Origin of the sequence: Paenibacillus sp. NPDC101420, assembly GCF_050277435.1 — a bacterium.
GTDB lineage: Bacteria > Bacillota > Bacilli > Paenibacillales > Paenibacillaceae > Paenibacillus_AQ.
Map to the genome: position 1 here is coordinate 300274 of NZ_JBNNSE010000006.1, position 18445 is coordinate 318718.

General features: G+C 43.6%; 17 protein-coding genes. 12 read left to right on the forward strand and 5 right to left on the reverse strand.

What is annotated here, in order from left to right:
* The first annotated feature begins 162 nt into the window (after window positions 1-162).
* From ACQKMP_RS24210 to ACQKMP_RS24220, 3 genes are all read left to right on the forward strand, one after another.
* The gene (locus ACQKMP_RS24210) at window positions 163-1638 is read left to right on the forward strand and encodes an amidase family protein (RefSeq protein ID WP_427471431.1); all 1476 of its coding nucleotides are present in this window, start codon (window positions 163-165) and stop codon (window positions 1636-1638) included.
* Between the two features lie 36 nt (window positions 1639-1674).
* The gene (locus ACQKMP_RS24215) at window positions 1675-2208 is read left to right on the forward strand and encodes an NAD(+) diphosphatase (RefSeq protein WP_427471433.1); all 534 of its coding nucleotides are present in this window, start codon (window positions 1675-1677) and stop codon (window positions 2206-2208) included.
* An 83-nt stretch (window positions 2209-2291) separates the two neighbouring features.
* Entirely contained in the window at window positions 2292-2837 is a 546-nt protein-coding gene (locus ACQKMP_RS24220; RefSeq protein ID WP_427471435.1) for a GNAT family N-acetyltransferase, read from the forward strand.
* A 113-nt stretch (window positions 2838-2950) separates the two neighbouring features.
* Here the strand turns inward: ACQKMP_RS24220 and ACQKMP_RS24225 are convergent, their stop codons facing one another.
* From ACQKMP_RS24225 to ACQKMP_RS24245, 5 genes are all read right to left on the reverse strand, one after another.
* Window positions 2951-4639 (reverse strand): glycoside hydrolase family 13 protein, encoded by a 1689-nt coding sequence (locus tag ACQKMP_RS24225; protein WP_427471437.1) that lies wholly within the window; start codon window positions 4637-4639, stop codon window positions 2951-2953.
* Window positions 4640-4676: 37 nt separating this feature from the next.
* Window positions 4677-5498, reverse strand: a complete 822-nt coding sequence (locus ACQKMP_RS24230; protein WP_179085741.1) for a carbohydrate ABC transporter permease — start codon at window positions 5496-5498, stop codon at window positions 4677-4679.
* Window positions 5495-6361, reverse strand: coding sequence for a carbohydrate ABC transporter permease (locus ACQKMP_RS24235; RefSeq protein WP_042185429.1), 867 nt, complete (start codon window positions 6359-6361; stop codon window positions 5495-5497). The genes ACQKMP_RS24230 and ACQKMP_RS24235 overlap by 4 nt, the downstream gene beginning before the upstream one ends.
* A gap of 82 nt (window positions 6362-6443) precedes the next feature.
* Window positions 6444-7703, reverse strand: coding sequence for an ABC transporter substrate-binding protein (locus ACQKMP_RS24240; RefSeq protein WP_427471439.1), 1260 nt, complete (start codon window positions 7701-7703; stop codon window positions 6444-6446).
* 155 nt (window positions 7704-7858) lie between these two features.
* On the reverse strand, window positions 7859-8863 hold the full coding sequence (locus tag ACQKMP_RS24245) for a LacI family DNA-binding transcriptional regulator (RefSeq protein WP_042185431.1): 1005 nt from the start codon (window positions 8861-8863) through the stop codon (window positions 7859-7861).
* 392 nt (window positions 8864-9255) lie between these two features.
* Here ACQKMP_RS24245 and ACQKMP_RS24250 point away from each other — a divergent pair, with 392 nt between their 5' ends.
* The 9 genes from ACQKMP_RS24250 to ACQKMP_RS24290 all read left to right on the forward strand — a co-directional run bounded on the left by ACQKMP_RS24250 (window position 9256) and on the right by ACQKMP_RS24290 (window position 18337).
* On the forward strand, window positions 9256-10209 hold the full coding sequence (locus ACQKMP_RS24250; protein WP_042185433.1) for an AraC family transcriptional regulator: 954 nt from the start codon (window positions 9256-9258) through the stop codon (window positions 10207-10209).
* Between the two features lie 7 nt (window positions 10210-10216).
* Window positions 10217-11296, forward strand: a complete 1080-nt coding sequence (locus tag ACQKMP_RS24255; RefSeq protein WP_042185435.1) for a Gfo/Idh/MocA family protein — start codon at window positions 10217-10219, stop codon at window positions 11294-11296.
* A 145-nt stretch (window positions 11297-11441) separates the two neighbouring features.
* Window positions 11442-12173, forward strand: a complete 732-nt coding sequence (locus ACQKMP_RS24260) for a ThuA domain-containing protein (RefSeq protein WP_042124690.1) — start codon at window positions 11442-11444, stop codon at window positions 12171-12173.
* Entirely contained in the window at window positions 12174-13142 is a 969-nt protein-coding gene (locus ACQKMP_RS24265) for a sugar phosphate isomerase/epimerase family protein (protein ID WP_042185436.1), read from the forward strand.
* A gap of 153 nt (window positions 13143-13295) precedes the next feature.
* On the forward strand, window positions 13296-13994 hold the full coding sequence (locus ACQKMP_RS24270; protein ID WP_042185438.1) for a copper homeostasis protein CutC: 699 nt from the start codon (window positions 13296-13298) through the stop codon (window positions 13992-13994).
* Window positions 13995-14141: 147 nt separating this feature from the next.
* Complete coding sequence (locus ACQKMP_RS24275; RefSeq protein ID WP_042185440.1) at window positions 14142-14534, forward strand: VOC family protein; 393 nt, start codon at window positions 14142-14144, stop codon at window positions 14532-14534.
* 204 nt (window positions 14535-14738) lie between these two features.
* Window positions 14739-15653, forward strand: coding sequence for a L,D-transpeptidase family protein (locus ACQKMP_RS24280; RefSeq protein ID WP_427471442.1), 915 nt, complete (start codon window positions 14739-14741; stop codon window positions 15651-15653).
* A 384-nt stretch (window positions 15654-16037) separates the two neighbouring features.
* On the forward strand, window positions 16038-17888 hold the full coding sequence (gene abc-f, locus ACQKMP_RS24285) for a ribosomal protection-like ABC-F family protein (RefSeq protein ID WP_427471444.1): 1851 nt from the start codon (window positions 16038-16040) through the stop codon (window positions 17886-17888).
* 149 nt (window positions 17889-18037) lie between these two features.
* Window positions 18038-18337, forward strand: coding sequence for a hypothetical protein (locus tag ACQKMP_RS24290; protein ID WP_042185444.1), 300 nt, complete (start codon window positions 18038-18040; stop codon window positions 18335-18337).
* The last annotated feature ends 108 nt before the right edge of the window (window positions 18338-18445 follow it).

Here is an 18445-nt window from a genome sequence, read left to right on the forward strand (position 1 = left end):
GAGCTAATCATTTATGGTAGGTTTATGCTAGGGAGAATTACATTATTTTGAAATATAAGAAAGTATACGTTTCACACTATATTTTATCCTTATATTTCTCGCTAAACGCTTACCGTCCTTATAAGGACGCCGAAGGCGATTATACTTGAAGGAGCTGTTCTGATGAAGATCAAAATTCAGGAATGGATAAAAGAAGCGGATATTGCAAAGCTGCAAGCGGCTATGGAAGCAGGCGTAGTCAGCTCAGAAGATTTGGTAGCAGCCTATTTGGAACGGATTCATAAGTACGATATAGACATAAACGCAATCTTAGAAATCAATCCAGAGGCTAAAGACATCGCTAGAGCACTGGATATTGAACGTAGGGAACAAGGAAGTCGGGGAAGTCTACACGGTATTCCTATATTGTTGAAGGATAATATAGATACCGCGGATAAAATGCATACGAGTGCTGGGTCAATAGCTTTAGCAGGATCATTCGCGGCAAAAGATTCCTTCGTAGCTGCGAAACTTCGGTCGGCAGGAGCTGTTTTGCTTGGAAAGGCGAATATGTCGGAGTGGTCTAACTTCATGTCTAGTTCAATGCCAGCTGGGTATAGTTCCCGGGGAGGGCTAGTGCTGAATCCTTATGGACCTGGGAGCGTATTTGTCAGCGGATCTAGTTCTGGACCTGCAGCAGCTATTGCGGCGAATTTGGCAGCAGCATCGATCGGAACGGAAACCGCGGGATCAATTGTTGGGCCAGCCTGTCAGCATGCTCTCGTCGGGATCAAACCAACGGTCGGATTAGTCAGTCGTACTGGAGTGATTCCTATTTCAGTTAGCCAAGACACTCCTGGACCTATTGCTAAAACGGTTATGGATGCGGCGATTATTTTGGGGGCATTAACGGGAGTGGATGACAAGGATGAAGCAACATTATCGAGCGAGAAGCATGCTTTTACTGACTATACTCCATTTCTAGATAAAAGCTTTATACGGCAAGCAAGAATAGGTGTCCCACGGCATTATTATAACCATTTAGATGCAGAGCGACTTTCAATTATGGAAGCAGCTATCCAGACTTTGAAGAATGAAGGGGCTACGATTATAGATCCGGTTACGCTTTACGTTGAACAACAAAACTGGAATAATGATGTAATCTGTTATGAATTTAAAAAGGGGCTCAACGCGTATTTATCTGGGGTAGATGATTCCGTTCCGATTCACTCTTTGCAAGAACTGATAGCGTATAATGAGCTCCATGCTGAAATCGCATTACAATATGGGCAAGACACATTAACTAGGTCAGAGGAAGTAACTTTAACAGAAGAAGAATATCAGCAAAAGAAACAAGAATACAGAAAGCTAGCGCTCGAGCAAGGAATAGATTACGTGTTGGAACAATATAGTTTGGATGCGCTATTACTGCCAGGTGATGTAGATGGTATGTATATTGCGGCACGCTTAGGGTATCCGTTAATTACCGTTCCGGCAGGGTATGTAGAACAGGGCATTATTGATGCTGATGGTGATCCTACTCGGGGTCCCTTTGGTGTAGTTTTTTCCGGAAAAGCCTATAGTGAGCCTACGCTCCTATCCATAGCCTATGGGTTTGAACAAGCTACGCAGCATCGTGTTCCACCGCAACTGGAATAGGTATTGACTACTTTATTATAGAAGGAAGAGATCAGCTTGAAATATTGTCTAGAGTGTGGAACAGCGTTAGTAATGAAAGAAAGCGATGGGGAAGGGCAGGTACCTTATTGTAATGCATGCGAAACGTTCAGATTCCCTATTTTTAGCACGGCGATCAGTACAGCAGTATTAAATCGGGATATGAATAAGATTCTATTGATTCAGCAGTATAACCGACCAGATTATATATTGCTTGCAGGGTACGTGAATAAAGGTGAAGATGCGGAAACCACACTTATTCGTGAGGTAAAAGAAGAGGTAGGAATTGATATTGTAGCTTATGAATATATGCGCAGCTTGTATTTCGCACCTTCTAATACGCTGATGCTGAATTTTATAGGTGTTGCAGATACGGAGGACTTAAGTCAGGTGAGTGCTGAGGTAGATCATGCAGAATGGTTTACTTTGGAAGAGGCCGCCATTGCTATTAAAAAGAATAGTCTAGCCGAAACCTTCCTATTGGCGATTATTGAAAAATTGCATGCAGATCAGGTACAGGTAAATCCAGTGTCGGTAGGAGGAACAATTTAAGATGATAGTATATAGCTTTCAGCTGAGAATTATGAGTTTGGCGATGCCGATGGTGCAGGAGATTCTTGAGCGGAGGTAAAACAATGTTTAATCAAGAGAAAAGAACAATTACGACCGAAAGATTGATACTGAGACCCTTTGAATTATCTGATGCAAAACGTGTCTCTGACCTCTGCAATAATTATAATATCTACAAAAGTACGTTGACCCTACCTTATCCATACACAATCGAATGTGCAATATCATGGATTGAAGCTCATGAAGAGAATTTTATCAATAATATGTATTATGAGTTTGCGATTACTGATAAAAGTACAAACGAGCTTTATGGAGCTATAGGACTGACAAATAAGCAATCACACAGAAATGGTGAAGTTGGATATTGGATCGGTGAGGAATATTGGGGTAAAGGATACGCGACTGAAGCAACAAAAGCGATCATTGCGTTTGCTTTTTCAGAAAAGCATTATCATAAAGTATTTGCAAGACATTTTGCTTCAAATCCCGGCTCTGGGAAGGTAATGCAAAAATGTGGAATGGTGGAGGAAGGCATATTCATGCAACATATCTATAAAGAAAATAAATATGATGACCTTATTCATTATGGAATTATTAACTCTGAGGATTAAGCTACATAAAGTGAATTTTAAAGTTTTTACAAGCATATAAAACAAAAAGGAGCCGAAGGGCTCCTTTTTATAGTTCTACCATTGACCTTTGCTGACAGATCGGATGGATTTTATTATTTAAGCTTATATACACGAGCTTCATAAGGACGAAGCTGAATTGTGTTTAGTTCTTCTTCTGGATTTACTTCGTAGTTGGCAATAAGCAATTCCTTCGCTTGGAATTTCACAGTAGAAGGAAGTTCGAAAGTCGTAGGCTCTCCGAAGAAATTCAATACAACCAGTAGCTGTTCTTCTCCAAGAGTACGTAGATAAGCGTATACCTGCTCATTCTCCTCGGCCAAGATTGAATAGTTTCCGTATACGATAATCTCATGCTGCTTACGCAGTTCAATTAGCTTCTTATAGTAGTGGAAAATAGAATCGGGATCAGCCAGTGCCTTCTCTACGTTGATATCTTTGTAGTTAGGGTTCACAGCCAACCACGGATTGCCGGTTGTGAAGCCTGCCTGCGGTTCCGAGTTCCATTGCATCGGCGTACGGCCATTGTCCCGACCTTTGATGTAAATGGAATTCATGATTTTTTCTTCCGAGTGTCCGGCAGCCAAGTATTCCTTATACATATTTACAATTTCAATATCCTTGTAGTCATCGATGGAAGCAAATTGTACATTTGTCATGCCGATTTCTTCACCTTGATAGATGTAAGGTGTACCTTGGAGCGTATGAAGCAGTGTTGCTAGCATTTTGCCAGACTCTTTCGGGAACAGCTTATCATCACCAAAGCGGGATAGCATACGCGGCTGATCATGGTTGTTCATATACAAGCTGTTCCAACCCTTACCGTCGAGTGCGACTTGCCACTTGGAAATAATGGACTTAATGTCCGCCAGCTTCCAAGGCTGTACATTCCATTTACCTCCAGGACCGGAATCGACGTCCATGAGCTCGAAATGGAATACCATGTTCAGCTCGTTACGATCCTCGGAAACATACAGTGAAGCTTCTTCTGGAGTAACATTAACAGCTTCGCCCACTGTCATGATATCGTACTTGGATAGCACCTCACGGTTCATTTCCTGCATATACTCATGTACGCGTGGACCGTTAACGAAATAGTCTCCACCGAAGTGGTACGTAGGCTGTTCTCCGTTACTTTCCCCAGAAACGCTAGGCAATTCCGGTACTTTGGAGATCAGGTTGATCACGTCCATGCGGAATCCGTCAATTCCTTTATCTAGCCACCAGGTCATCATATCGTAGATTTCCTTGCGGAGCTTTGGATTGTCCCAATTTAGATCGGGTTGTTTACGGGAGAATAGATGGAGGTAATATTCCTCCGATTTCTCATCGTATTCCCAAGCTGATCCACTGAAGAAGGAGCCCCAGTCGTTCGGCGGCTGTCCGTCTTTACCCGGACGCCAGATATAATAATCACGATAAGGATTATCCTGCGATTTGCGGGACTCTACGAACCAAGCATGCTCATCTGAGGAATGGTTGACCACAAGGTCCATAATCAGCTTCATGCCACGGCTGTGAAGACCAGCAAGCAGTTCCTCCCAATCGGAGAGCGTTCCGAAATCATCCATGATACTTTGATAATTACTGATATCATAACCGTTATCGTCATTAGGCGACTGGTACACTGGGCACAGCCACACCACGTCGACACCAAGATGGTTTAAATAATCAAGTTTCGAAATAATCCCTTGCAGATCACCAATACCATCCCCGTTACTGTCTTTAAAGCTGCGGGGGTAAATTTGATACACTACGCTTTCTTTCCACCATTTTTTATCCAAGGTTGTAATCTCCTATCTCTATATAGATCTTACTATTTTATTTAATGGATCCTGATGTAAGTCCGCTGATAATCCATTTTTGAGCGAACAAATAGACGATGAGCATCGGGGTTAATGCGAGCAAATATGAAGCGAAAGCTAAGTTAAAATCTGTACTGAACTGCCCCTGGAATACATATTGTACCAGCGGAAGTGTGTAGGAATCCTGATCGCCGAGCAGAACCAGCGGTAGCATAAAGTCATTCCAAGTGGATAGACAAGACAGGATACCGATCGTTGCACTAACAGGAGCAAGAAGTGGAAAAATAATCTTCCAGAACGTTCCGAAGGTCGATGCACCGTCTACAGTAGCCGCTTCTTCCAGTTCATACGGAATGGAACGGATATAACCGGTGTAAACAAACACGTTAAAAGCCAGACCATATACGACGTATAGAATAATAATCCCTACAATGTTGTTCATGTGCAGATCCGTAGTCACTTTGACCACAGGCAGCATGATAATCTGGAAAGGGATAAACATTGCGCTGATAAAATAGAAGTACAGCACTTTGAAAAATCTTCGCTTCATATTACGTGCAATAGCATAGGCTACCATGGAGTTGGTAAGCAATATGAACACGACTGTTGTAATGGTAATCACGGTACTATTTCCTAATGCATTGAAGAAATTCGTTGCTTTAATCGCATTGGAGAAGTTCTCAAAATGCAGGCCAGTTGGCAGCGAGAAGATTGATTGAGCCATTTCCTCGGGATTCTTGAGTGCGATGGCAATGGTCATGTACAGCGGAAACAGGATCAGTATTGAGCCTAGGGCGATAAGAATCGTTACAGGCCAGTTGGTTGATTTTTTGATCATAAGTCCATCTCCCGTTTCTGCAGAAATTTAAGCTGAAGGGCGGAGATAACGACAATCACGATAAAATAAATCACGGCGTTCGCCGATTGATAGGCAAATTCTCCGCCTTGGAAGCCGCCTGTGTAGATTAAGTGGGCAATGGATTGCGTTGAACGACCTGGACCCCCGCCTGTCAAGGCAACGATTTGGTCGAATACCATTAGACCGCCCTTCATCGCGAGCACCATATTGATGGTGAAGAAGGAAGCAAGCATTGGAAACGTAATGCTCCAGAATTCTCTCCAGCGACTAGCGCCGTCCAGATTGGAAGCTTCGTAAAGATCATGAGGAATGGTTTGAAGACCCGCCAGATAGAGAATCGTGTTATAAGCAATCCCCTGCCAAACGGCTACAATGACGATACCGATCCAAGCCCAGTCGGAGTTACCGAGAATGTTCTGTGATAGGAATTCGCTGCCGATTTTCGCACCCCAAATAGGGAATACATTAGCGAACAAGTAGTTAAAAATAAAACCAACAATCAATACGCTGAGGATATTCGGCAAGAAATATACGCCACGGAAAAAGTTTTTAGCTTTAATTTTGGCGTTAAGTCCAAGCGCAATCAACAAGCTGATGATATTGATAAGAATAGTGGTTAGAATGGCATATTTAAAAGTGAACACATATGAATTCAACACATTTTCATCTTGAAAAATGTTAATGAAGTTCTTAAATCCTACGTAATCAAAGCTGTCACTAAAGCCGTCCCAGTTCGTGAACGAATAATATATACCCTGGATTGCAGGAAAGGTATGGAAGGCAAAGAAAAGAAGTAATGCCGGTATAGTCATCAGATAAAAGGCGACTCGGCGTTTGGCCATCATGTAATCCTCCTCATTGTAAAAGCGAAAGAGAAGAGGGGAAGCCCCGTTCTCTTTCGCGGTTCATGTTTGTCTGATCAGTTTATTTCCGGTTAGCTACTTTATCCCATTCCTTATCAAGCTGTTCTAGGTAAGCTTTAATGTCTTTCTTTTGCAAGAAGGATTGGTTGATGGTATCCACTTTCATCGCACTTGGAATGTAGTGGTCAGCAAAGTCAGCCAAGTTGCCAGCGCTAAACGCTTCTTTGAAGCCATCCATCGTTGGATCATCTTGTGTTACACCTTTTACAGCTGGGAATGCTTTTTGCTCATTGATGTATAGGCTAACATTCTCAGGTTGAAGCAGGAAGTCTACGAATTTCTTTGCTTCTTCTTTATGTTTAGTGTTCTTGGAAATCGTCAGCAACGTATCTACGCCAGAAATGACTTTGTTATCGGCAGCATCATTTGTTGCTGGGAATGGGAATACGCCAAGTTCAATGGATGGATTGGCTTTCACGATTTCTGGGATCGCCCATACGCCTTGCAGGTACATTGCGGATTCACCTTTAGCGAATGCTGTGTTTCCGTCATTGTAACCTTTACCAAAAATATCTTTTTGTCCGTATTCCGTCAGCTTAAGCAGCTTTTCAGCAACCTCGTTAAAGCTGTCTGCGAAGGTTACAGTGCCTGCCGCACGCTCCTTGAAGAAATCATTCCCTTTAATGATCGTGGAGAGGGAGTTGAACGGCGTAAGTGTTGTCCATGAATCCTTAAGTGTCAGGTAAAAAGCATTTTTACCGCTGTCCTTGAACTTTTGAGCGACAGCCATGAACTCATCCCAAGTAGTTGGAACAGTAACACCGGCTTCAGCGAACATCGCTTTATTGTAAATGACACCACTTGCGTTTGAAGAGAATGGAAGACCATTCAGTTCGTCCGAACCCGTCAGGTCTTTCAGCATTTGAAGATATGCTGGCTGGATATTCTCAGCGAGTGGATCGCCTGTGAAATCTTCAAAAAGACCGCTGCCAGATAACGTCTTGTAGGTGTCAGTTGCTCCGATCCCTACCACGTCAGGAATATCTTTCTTCGCTGCACGAGTTTTCAATACCGTTTCAGCATCTGGCGGGTTAACCTGTGTGACAACAATATTTGGATTGGCTTCATTGAATTTCGCAACCAGCTTGTCGAAGGTGGCTTTGGCTTCGGTTTTATTTTGGAAAAACTCGACTTTTACCTTTTCACCGGAGGAGGCATTTCCACCACTATTTGCGCTCTTGTCAGCCGCATTGCTACCACAGGCACTAAGTACGGACATAGCCAGTACGCTAACCACTACGGGTTTGATTGTTTTTTTCATGATTAAATCCTCCTAATAATTTGTTGGTATTATGAACATGTAAGAGATTAAACATGTACGTAAATGAAAACTAATTGATATTCTGCTACTTATAGGCGGCAGATATGCATCACCAATAGAGAGAGTAAACGTTTACGTAAAAGGGGTAAAAAGACTCAGGTAAGTGATCTTACCGTTTGTCTTTCCACGATTAAGTGATCGACAATTTTACTATCCACAGTCTCGCCTGTTTCAATCATCTGAATAAGCTTCTCTACGGCGATCTTACCAATATCGTACAGTGGTTGACGCACTGTAGTTAACGGAGGAATAATCATTTTCGCCATTCCAAGATCGTCATAACCCATAATGGATATATCGTCGGGAACACTTAAACCATATTTGATGACCGTGGAAAGAGCACCAATCGCCATTTCATCACTAGCGGCAAAGACGGCAGTGACATCAGGGGCTTGCTCCAAGAGAGCTTCCATTGCAATGCTCCCGCTTTCATACAGAAAGTCTCCAAAGGTGAGATAGCGGCTGTCGAAAGGAATCCCACTCGCTTCAAGCGCTTTACGATATCCTTCGGCTCTGGGTGCACCAGCGATAGCATCGCTTGGATTTCCGCTGATCATGGCTATTTTGCTATGACCTTTGGAAATTAAGTAGAGGGTAGCATCATAAGCAGCCTGGTAATCGTCTACTTTCACGTAAGGTACACTGGCAAATTCCGTTTGAGAAGAAACCAACACAACTGGGATCTTCATGGTTTCTAGCACATCGTAATACTCTTTCTTCAAGACCTCACTAGAGTAAATAATGCCATCGACCTGCTTCTCCCTTAAGAGTTGTAAGTACTTTAACGTTCGTTTACCATCCTGGTCGGTATTACAGACCATTACACTGTAATTGCGGTCATTGGCCAATTCCTCAATGCCTTTAAGCAGATCGGAGGAGAACGCTCCAGAAACACTTGGAAACATTACACCAATCGTCTGCGTACGCTTATTGATTAGGCCACGAGCAATCGCGTTAGGTTGATAGCCGAGATCTTTGATAGCTTCATTTACCTTTTGTTTCGTCTTGTCGGAGTACCCACTTAAATTGTTTAGCACGCGAGAGACTGTTGCAATGGAAACGTTCGCTTTTTGTGCAACATCTTTAATTGTTGGGTTCATTCATACGACTCCTTAGATTACGGTTAGCCTTAGATTAAACGTTTACGCTTCGAAAATCAAATTACTTAAAAAGTATTACGTAAACGCTTACCCTGAATATAAATCCTGGCAGGTATGCTTGTCAACTCCACTTAAAAAATATGTGAATGATAGGAACCATGAAAGGTAATTATTTTTTAATAGAATGAAACCGATTAAATTACCAGAAAATCTCTGTTAAAGTGGTGTATAAGAGGGAGAAATGTAGTTGGAGCAGGATATTAAGAATACAGAGACCCAGAATTGACAAAAGAATATTAGAGGACTAACATTTAGACAGTAAACGCTTACGTCAAATCGGATTGACATGTTTATCGTTGGTTTAGTGTTTAACCGGATAAGGAGCTGCGCTTATGAATATTTATCTCGAAATTCCAGATGTGGATAAGCATTTTCCTTTTAGAAGTTTACTATGTGGAGGAGATACGCTGTGCTATCCGCATTGGCATAAAGAAATTGAAATTATATATGTAACTAAAGGAAGTCTAAATCTGGGAATAAACGATACCCCTATTCACATGGAGCAGGGTGAGGTTCAATTTATCAACGGTGGGGATGTCCATTATTTTCTCGCCTCACCTGAAAGCGAACGGGTAGTAATTCAATTCGATCTTAACCTGTTTCAGGAAGTCGCAGCTTTGAGCGGAAGTGATTATTCGCTTCGTGAGGTTTTTACGCTTATGGAGCATTCTAGTTCAAAATGGCCCGAAGCAACCGCCGTGAAGATCAAAGGGCTGATTGAGAGTATTTATGAGGAAGACGTGCAGCGAAGAGATGGGTACGCTTACTTAATCAAAGCTAGATTGTTTGAACTATTGACCGTTATTTTACGGGAAGTGCCGAAGAGTGCACTCAATAAACAGCCTAAGTTCTCGGAAGATACGCTGAACCAGTCCAGAGAAACACTGGAAAGATTAGAGCGAATTTTTATCTATGTAGAGCAGCATTACCAGGAAGCCATTACGCTAAATGAGGTAGCTAGCTATATGGGCTTTAGTCCGTATTATTTTACCAAGCTATTCAAGAAGAATACTGGTATGACCTTTATAGCTTTCTTAAACGAATATCGGCTTAACAAAGCTAAATGGATCTTAATCAATGAAGATTTGCCGATGTCTGCGGTGGCGGAAGCCGCCGGGTTTGGCAGCGTGAAGACATTCCATCATTTTTTCAAAGATGCCACGGGGATATCCCCCCTAAAATACCATAAGACAATATTCGGGAATAATACAGCAAGAATGCAGGAAGAAAGACGCCCCCGGGCTTTGTATGATAGAGATATCAAAACAGGAACAAGTGGAGGTTAGAATAAAAATGACATTAACAGTAGGAATTATCGGCTGCGGAGGCATTGCAAACGGCAAACATATGCCAGCGCTATCAAAAGTGGAAGGTGCTCGAATGGTTGCTTTTTGCGATATCGTTCCAGAGCGTGCTGAGAAGGCAAAAGCGGAGTTTGGGGATGAGGGCTCCGTGGTTTACACAGATTATAAAGAGCTTCTTAAAGATGCAAGTATAGATGTAATTCATGTATGTACACCAAACATTTCCCATGCAGAGATTTCCATTGCGGCAATGGAGGCAGGCAAGCATGTAATGTGTGAAAAGCCGATGGCTAAGACCACAGCAGAAGCGCAAGCAATGATCGATGCTTCAAAACGAACTGGGAAGAAGCTGACCATCGGTTACCAAAACCGTTTCAGACCAGATTCAGCTTATCTGCATACGGTATGCGAGAATGATGGTCTTGGAGAGATTTATTATGCTAAAGCTAAGGCGATCCGTCGTCGTGCCGTTCCAACGTGGGGCGTGTTTCTGGACGAGGAAGCGCAAGGCGGAGGTCCATTGATTGATATCGGTACTCATGCCCTTGATTTGACTCTTTGGATGATGGATAACTACAAACCAAAATATGTTGTCGGTAACGCTTATCATAAGCTGTCCGGTCGTAAAAACGCTGCGAACGCTTGGGGCCCGTGGGATCCTGAGAAATTTACAGTTGAGGATTCCGCCATTGGATTCATTACTATGGAGAATGGAGCTAGCATCGTTCTCGAAGCAAGCTGGGCGCTGAATACCCTTGATGTTGGTGAAGCTAAAACTGTGCTTTGCGGTACTGAAGGTGGAGCGGATATGGAAAATGGTCTGCGCATTAACGGAGAAGAATACGGCAAGACATTCGAGAAGCATATCAGCCTGGAAGCCGGTGGCGTTGACTTTTATGATGGCGCGGGAGATGATCCTGCATTGACCGAGGCTACTCAGTGGATCGAAAGCATCGTCAATGACACCGAGCCTGTAGTGAAGCCAGAGCAGGCGCTCGTTGTTACCCGCATCTTGGAGGCTATTTATAAATCCTCTGAAACTGGCATGCCTGTATTTTTTGAAAAGTAAGAAAGTATAAGTTCCACGTTATACTTAATCCTTACTTTTCTACGAGAAACGGTTGTCATCTTCTAAGGATGACAACGGCGTTTCTTCTTGAATAAACAGTCAAGTTTAACGACATAGATAACTATGAACTAGGAGTGTGTCCAAAGTGACCAGAGTAACGGTATGGAATGAATTCCGCCATGAACGGCAGGAAGAGAGAATTCTCAAGGTCTATCCGCAAGGGATTCACGGACAATTGGCCAGCTTCCTTCAGGAAGCTGGACTGGACGCTCAGACAGCTACGCTGGATGAACCGGAGCATGGACTGACACAAGAAGTGCTGGATAACACAGATGTACTGATTTGGTGGGGACATGTTGCCCATCAAGAAGTTAGTGATGAGATTGTAAATCGTGTTCACCAAAGAGTACTTCAAGGCATGGGGCTAGTAGTGCTTCATTCGGGTCATATGTCCAAAATATTCATGAAGCTGATGGGCACCAGCTGTGATCTAAAGTGGCGTGAAGCAGGGGAGAAGGAGCGACTTTGGGTTATGGACCCAAGTCACCCGATTGCTGAGGGCATTGGCGAATATATCGATTTGGAGCAAGAGGAAATGTACGGAGCACACTTTGATGTGCCAGCACCAGAGAGTCTAATTTTTGTCGGCTGGTTTGAAGGCGGCAATGTGTTCCCAAGCGGATCGACCTATCGTCGTGGGAACGGGAAGATCTTTTATTTCCAACCTGGTCATGAATCTTATCCAACCTACTACAACAAAGAAATCCAAAGAGTGATCATCAATGGTGTGAACTGGTGTGCACCAACGAAGCGTGATTATCCAGTTTACGGACATTCTGAAGCTTTGGAGCCAATCAAAGAAAAGGTGGTATTATAAATGAAATTAGGCGTATTTGATCCTGTATTTGGAAGTTTGACTCTCGATGAGATGCTTGATAAAATCGCTGCTGCTGGTTTGAATGCGGTAGAGATCGGTTCAGGAGGCAATCCCGGAAATGCCCACTGTCCAACAGATGAGCTGCTTGCCAGCGAATCAGCACGTAAGGAATATCTGGAGAAGTTCACGAAACGTGGCATTATGATCAGTGCATTCAGTTGCCATAATAACCCGATTTCGCCGGATAAAGAAGAAGCTCGTGAAGGCGACGAAATTCTGCGTAAGTCGATCAAGCTAGCTTCGCTAATGGGCGTTAAGGTAGTGAACACTTTCTCGGGAACCGCGGGAGACAGCGACGATGCAAAAGCACCGAACTGGCCAGTTACACCTTGGCCTACCGTGTACAGCGACATCAAAACCTGGCAGTGGGAGCATAAACTGATCCCTTACTGGAAGGAAATTGGTAAGCTGGCTGAGGAGCATGGCGTTAAGATCGGTATCGAGCTTCATGGCGGATTCCTCTGCCATACTCCTTACACGATTCTGAAGCTTAGAGAAGCAACCTGTGATGCGATTGGCGCGAATCTAGACCCGAGCCATCTGTGGTGGCAAGGCATCGATCCTGTAGGCGCGATCAAGATTCTTGGTAAAGCTGGTGCGATCCATCACTTCCATGCCAAGGATACGTACCTGGATCAGGACAATATTAATATGTATGGTCTAACGGATATGCAGCCTTACGGCGATGTACAGACCCGCGCGTGGACCTTCCGCTCCGTTGGCTGTGGACACAGCATATCTGAATGGTCGGATATCATGAGTGCGCTGCGTACTTACGGTTATGATTATGTGGTCAGCATCGAGCATGAAGACCCTCTTATGACGGTAGACGAAGGCTTCCAACGTGCAGTAACCAATTTGCAATCCATTCTTATTCGCGATCAACCACAAGGTATGTGGTGGGCGTAAGAATAGTTTAAGAACGAAAGGTCTTGATTCTCTAGTGTTTGTAGAGGATCAAGACCTTTTTTTGCGTGTTTATGTGGATGTGGGTTAGGATAATGTGCGGATGAAGAAAATAGCAGAAAGCAAGGTTCTAAGATGAATAAAGGAGAGACAACAATGTTACTAGAAGTTATTGCTACAACATTAAGTGATGCAGTAATGGCCGAGCGTTATGGAGCTGATCGAATTGAATTGATCACTGGGATCAGTGAAGGGGGATTGACGCCCAGTCTGGGACTTATTGAAAAAGTGCGCAATGCTGTCTCTATCCCGGTCAGGGTAATGGTTAGACCCCATGCCAGATCCTTTTCTTATGATAAGGATGACATAGAAACCATGGAGCAGGATATTCAGCATATCGTATCTATCGGCGGGTTATCTGTCGTAATGGGTATGTTACGCCCTGATGGAACAATTGACGAAGAGTCACTTCAAAGGCTGCTTCATACTGCAAAAGGTTTGGAGGTGACATTCCATCGTGCTTTTGATGAAGTGAGGGATCAATTTGAGGCGTTAGAAATATTGATGCGTTATCCTCAAATTACTGACATTCTAACATCAGGAGCCGAGAATACAGCCCCTAAAGGTGCGGAACGTCTTGCTGCACTGGAGCAGCTTACCTCGGAGCAATCTATATCTATTCTTGCTGGCAGTGGGTTAACGGCAGACGGGTTAAGTGATTTTATAAAACAAACGGGTGTGCGACGAGTGCATTTCGGTTCAGCCGTTAGAGAAGATGGAGATGCGCTAAAGCCGATAGATCCTCTTCGCTTGCAGGCTGTTCGAAACCTTCTGAATAAAAGGAAAGATCACTAGCTTACCGTCATTATTGATTCCATTCTTCGATAAACTTGTCAGCAGATTTCGATTTAATTTCCGTATATTGGATGATATTATAAAATTGGAATATTAAATTTGCAAATGTTGATCAAGTCAAATATGACAATCGGAGGATGATCCACAGTGAGTAAGGTACAGTTTTCGGTTCAAGTAAGGCTGGTATCCAATCTGGAGCGGTCCAAGGAATTTTACGCTACAGTGTTAAGCTGTGAAGTGAATGATTGGTGGGCGGTACGCGATGAATTTGCACTGGGATTTAAGCTAATTCAAGCAGCTCGTATTGAAGATGTACTACCCAATTCAGCAGGACAAGGTCAGATCATTCCGTGGGATACCTATGCTTATGTGGAGACTCATTCTGAGCTTGACGAGCTATATGAAGAGCTAAAGGGTAAAGGAGCAGAATTTGTTCAAGAGCCTGATCTTCAGGAAGCAGACTGGGGGAGCTGGAAGGATTTTGCGATTAAAGATCCGGATGGATACGTGATTGCATTTGGTTCAGGTAAGAAACATTAGTTGTCTAATCATGAAATACTGAGCATATAAAATATAGAGCTGATCTTTGGTTATCCAAAGGTCGGCTTTTTTAATGTGCGTTCACTTGGTTACAGTATTGCAATCTCTGCGTCAAATGTGGGGGACGAGTTGAAAAGAATAGGTACAGGTTGGTATGCAACAAAATTGAAATGATTTCGTCTTTATATATGGAGGTGGAGAAAATTGGGATTTTTCGTTTCGGGTGGCCGGTTTGAATCATTATTACAGCGGAACATGAAGCTGATGCTTGTATTTGGGCTTCTGTTCGCTGCATGTTTTACAGGTGTGGGAAAGGCGGAAGCTGCTGCTGGATCAGATCTGATTATCGTGAACAAAAAAACAAACAAACTCGCGTATTTCAGTGATGGTAAGCTTGTGAAGACTTTTCCAGTCGCAACAGGAAAATCAAAGGAACTGACGCCTGAAGGCAGCTTCAAAATGGTAGTTAAAGTAAAGAACAGACCCTATTACAAAGAGAAAATACCCGGGGGTGATCCGGCCAATCCACTTGGCGACCGCTGGCTAGGGCTAGAAGTGAACGGAACTTATGGTACCACATATGCGATTCACGGCAATAATAATGAGTCCTCCGTAGGAAAGTATGTCAGCGCCGGATGTATTCGAATGCATAATGATGACATCCACTGGCTGTACCCAAAAATAGCTAAAAATACAAGGGTCATTATTACAACAAGCACACTGGCTATGGAGAGTATTGCGACTAAAAATGGGTATTCCGTAGGAAGTAAGATGTTTGCTGGAGCTTTTGAGCTGGATGGAGTCACGACAAAGCTAAAAGATCCTTTTTTAATGGATAACTCCCGTGTATTTGTTCCGCTGAGAGAATCTGTAGCCTTGTTAGGTGGAACTTTACAGAGCAAAGCTGGAACAGGTGCACTGCTAATTACGATAGGAAATCGTACGGTGGCACATCAGCCTTTATCCGATCAGGCTGTTGTAAATGGAAAGACGTTTACGATACCAGCGTCCCGTAATGAAAATGGTCGATTGATGATTCCGCTGAGCATCTTGCCCGAATTATTTGGTATTCAGGTGCAATGGAGTTCACAGTCTCAGTCGGTAAAGATTATTTTATAACTATTCTTGAACTTTTAATTCTGGCTTAAATGGGTATATACTATATTCATTCAAACCAATTCGGACAATGACGGAGGACCACCGACTAATGAATAACTAACACGTTTCCTAGAAGAAGACCATAGAGCTTGTGAAGTGCATATGCACAAGTCACGGATCACCCGTTCAGGGTGATAACGGTCAGGGATACGTGTGTCGGTCGGGGGTCTTACGTTGCTTTTATATGAATAGATCTATCTATTGTTTGGTTTACTCTGCATAAAGCAGGTGATCACGGCCGTAGTCTATTCATGTTATGGCATATTTCCCCCCCCATCATACGCTATTTGACCGCAGACCGCTGGCTGCGGTTTTTTATTTGCAATATAATCGGAGGAATGAAATATGACCCTAATAAAAGCAAAAAATATACGTAAAGAATGGAACGGGACCCTGTTGTTCGAGAAGGTGTCCTTTGAGATATCAGAAGGAGAGCGTGTGCTCTTGTTCGGTCGTAATGGAATCGGCAAAACCACATTGCTTAAGGGGCTGATCGGTCGCCTCCTCTTTGAGGAGGGAAGTATCTATCATGGTTTGCCACGTGAGGAATGGGGTGTGCTGGATCAGCAGCTAGAAGTATCCGAAGAAGTGACCGCCTTGGATTACGTAATCGCCGGATCGCCAGAGCTCCCCCAATTGAAGCGCAGGCTTGAAATTCTCAGTCAGAGGTTGCAGGAGCAGAACGACGAGAGTGAAGCGGGACTTACTGAATACGCCGAAGTGTACGATCAATACTTGCAGCTTGGTGGTTATGACTGGGAGGCAAAAGCGGAAAAATGCTTGAAGCAGCTCAAACTTGAGCGTTCGGTTTGGAATGTGCCGTACCCATCGCTAAGCGGTGGGCAAAAGACGCGCGTTCAATTGGCCGCATTGTTAGCTCAGCAGCCGAAGCTGTTGATTCTAGATGAGCCGACGAATCACTTAGATGGAGAAACGATGGAGTGGTTGGAACAATGGGTCCATACCTATCCCGGAACTGTGCTTTATGTTTCGCATGATCGTACGTTCATCGATCGAACGGCGACGGCGTTGCTGGAGCTTAGTCCAGAGGGGTGTCGCCGGTATTCGGGTGGATATACGCAGTATCGGGAGCAGAAGGAGGTAGAGGCGCGAACGCTAGAGGGACAATATAAGAAGCAGGAACAGGAAAAGGAGAAGCTGCTGGAGAGCATCAGAAGGTATTCCGAATGGTTCCAACAGGCACACCGTGCTGCCGGACAGCATGATTTCCTGCGTGCGAAATCAAAGAAAAACGTATCTCGTCTTCATGCGAAGGAAGCTGCACTCGAACGCTTAAATAAGAACCGTGTGGAATTACCACGCGAGACAAGTAAGCTGAAGATGAAGCTTGAAAGTGAAGCGTTTATGGCGGACACTTTGCTGTCACTCCGTGAGATTGATTTTGCATATAAGGGTAGTGCGCCTGTACTGAAAAATTTCAGTTTGTCATTGAATCGAGGCGATCGTCTCGCTATTCTGGGTCCTAATGGTGTCGGTAAGTCTTCTTTGCTGAAGCTGATTGCTGGTATTCATCAACCTAGCAAAGGTGAAGTGCGGCTGCATCCGCGTACGAAGGTTGGTTATTTTGCGCAAGAGCTCGATAATCTAGCGGTGTCGTCCACCATTCTGGATAGTTTGCTTGAACTGCCAGGTATGACCCAAACGGAGGCACGAACGATTCTGGGCTGCTTTTTATTTTCGCGGGATGATGTCTTTAAACGAATTGGTGATTTAAGTCTGGGGGAGAAATGTCGTGTAGCTTTCCTTAAACTGTACTTTGGAAAAGCTAACCTATTAGTACTGGATGAACCCACCAATTATCTGGACATTGACACTAGGGAACGAGTAGAAGAAGCGCTAAGGGTATATCCGGGAGGAATTGTGATGGTCTCACATGACCGGTACCTTCACACTAAAGTAGCTAATCGTTTGGTAATACTAGCACCGACTCAGGCACCGAAGTTTTTTCAAGGCTCCTACGAGGAATACATCTCAAAAGACAGGAGTCGAGTGCTTACCCGTAAAGAACAGGCCCTTGAGGACGACCTCGTTCTTCTGCAGCTGCGTCTGGATCAACTGATCCAGAGCGGAACTAGGGATACAGAGGAGGAGAATGAAGCGTTAATGGCGGAAATCGTTAATCTGAGGGCGCAGATTCAGGAAATAGAGGGTAAGGAAAAAACTATACACTCATAGGGAAGAACCGACACAACCTAGCTCAGGATAGAAGGTATCTTGGGCTGGGTTGTTTTTTTATTCCGTTAGAAGTCATCACAGTCAAAGTGTATAATTGGGTGAATATGGATGTTTTGCGTACAGAAAATTTTGAAGGGGAGGCTCTAGAAATGAGAAAACTAGGTTCTTTTATATTGGAATTACTTCGAATGTGTGTATTGCTTGTGTTGACCTTGTTTATTTTAGGCGGGGTAGAGAGATTTATATATCAATCTATATTTGGTCAGCCTATGTATAACTGGAGTATGGCGCTCGGGAATTTATTGATATTTTTTATGCTGTATCGGAATCATTTTCAGTTTAAAGGTTGGTACAAATCGCACAAAAATCAAAAGCTAACGATCCTCACTACGAGAATCACAATGGTTGTATCGCTAGGACTTATCATCCTGCCGATCGGGCTCGGCTAAGCCTATGAGGATTAGAATCATCGGGGGCTGTGATGATTTTTGAATGGAATCGGGGATATGATCAGGAAGCGATACATAGAATAGTTGAATTAACGAATAATTTTTCTG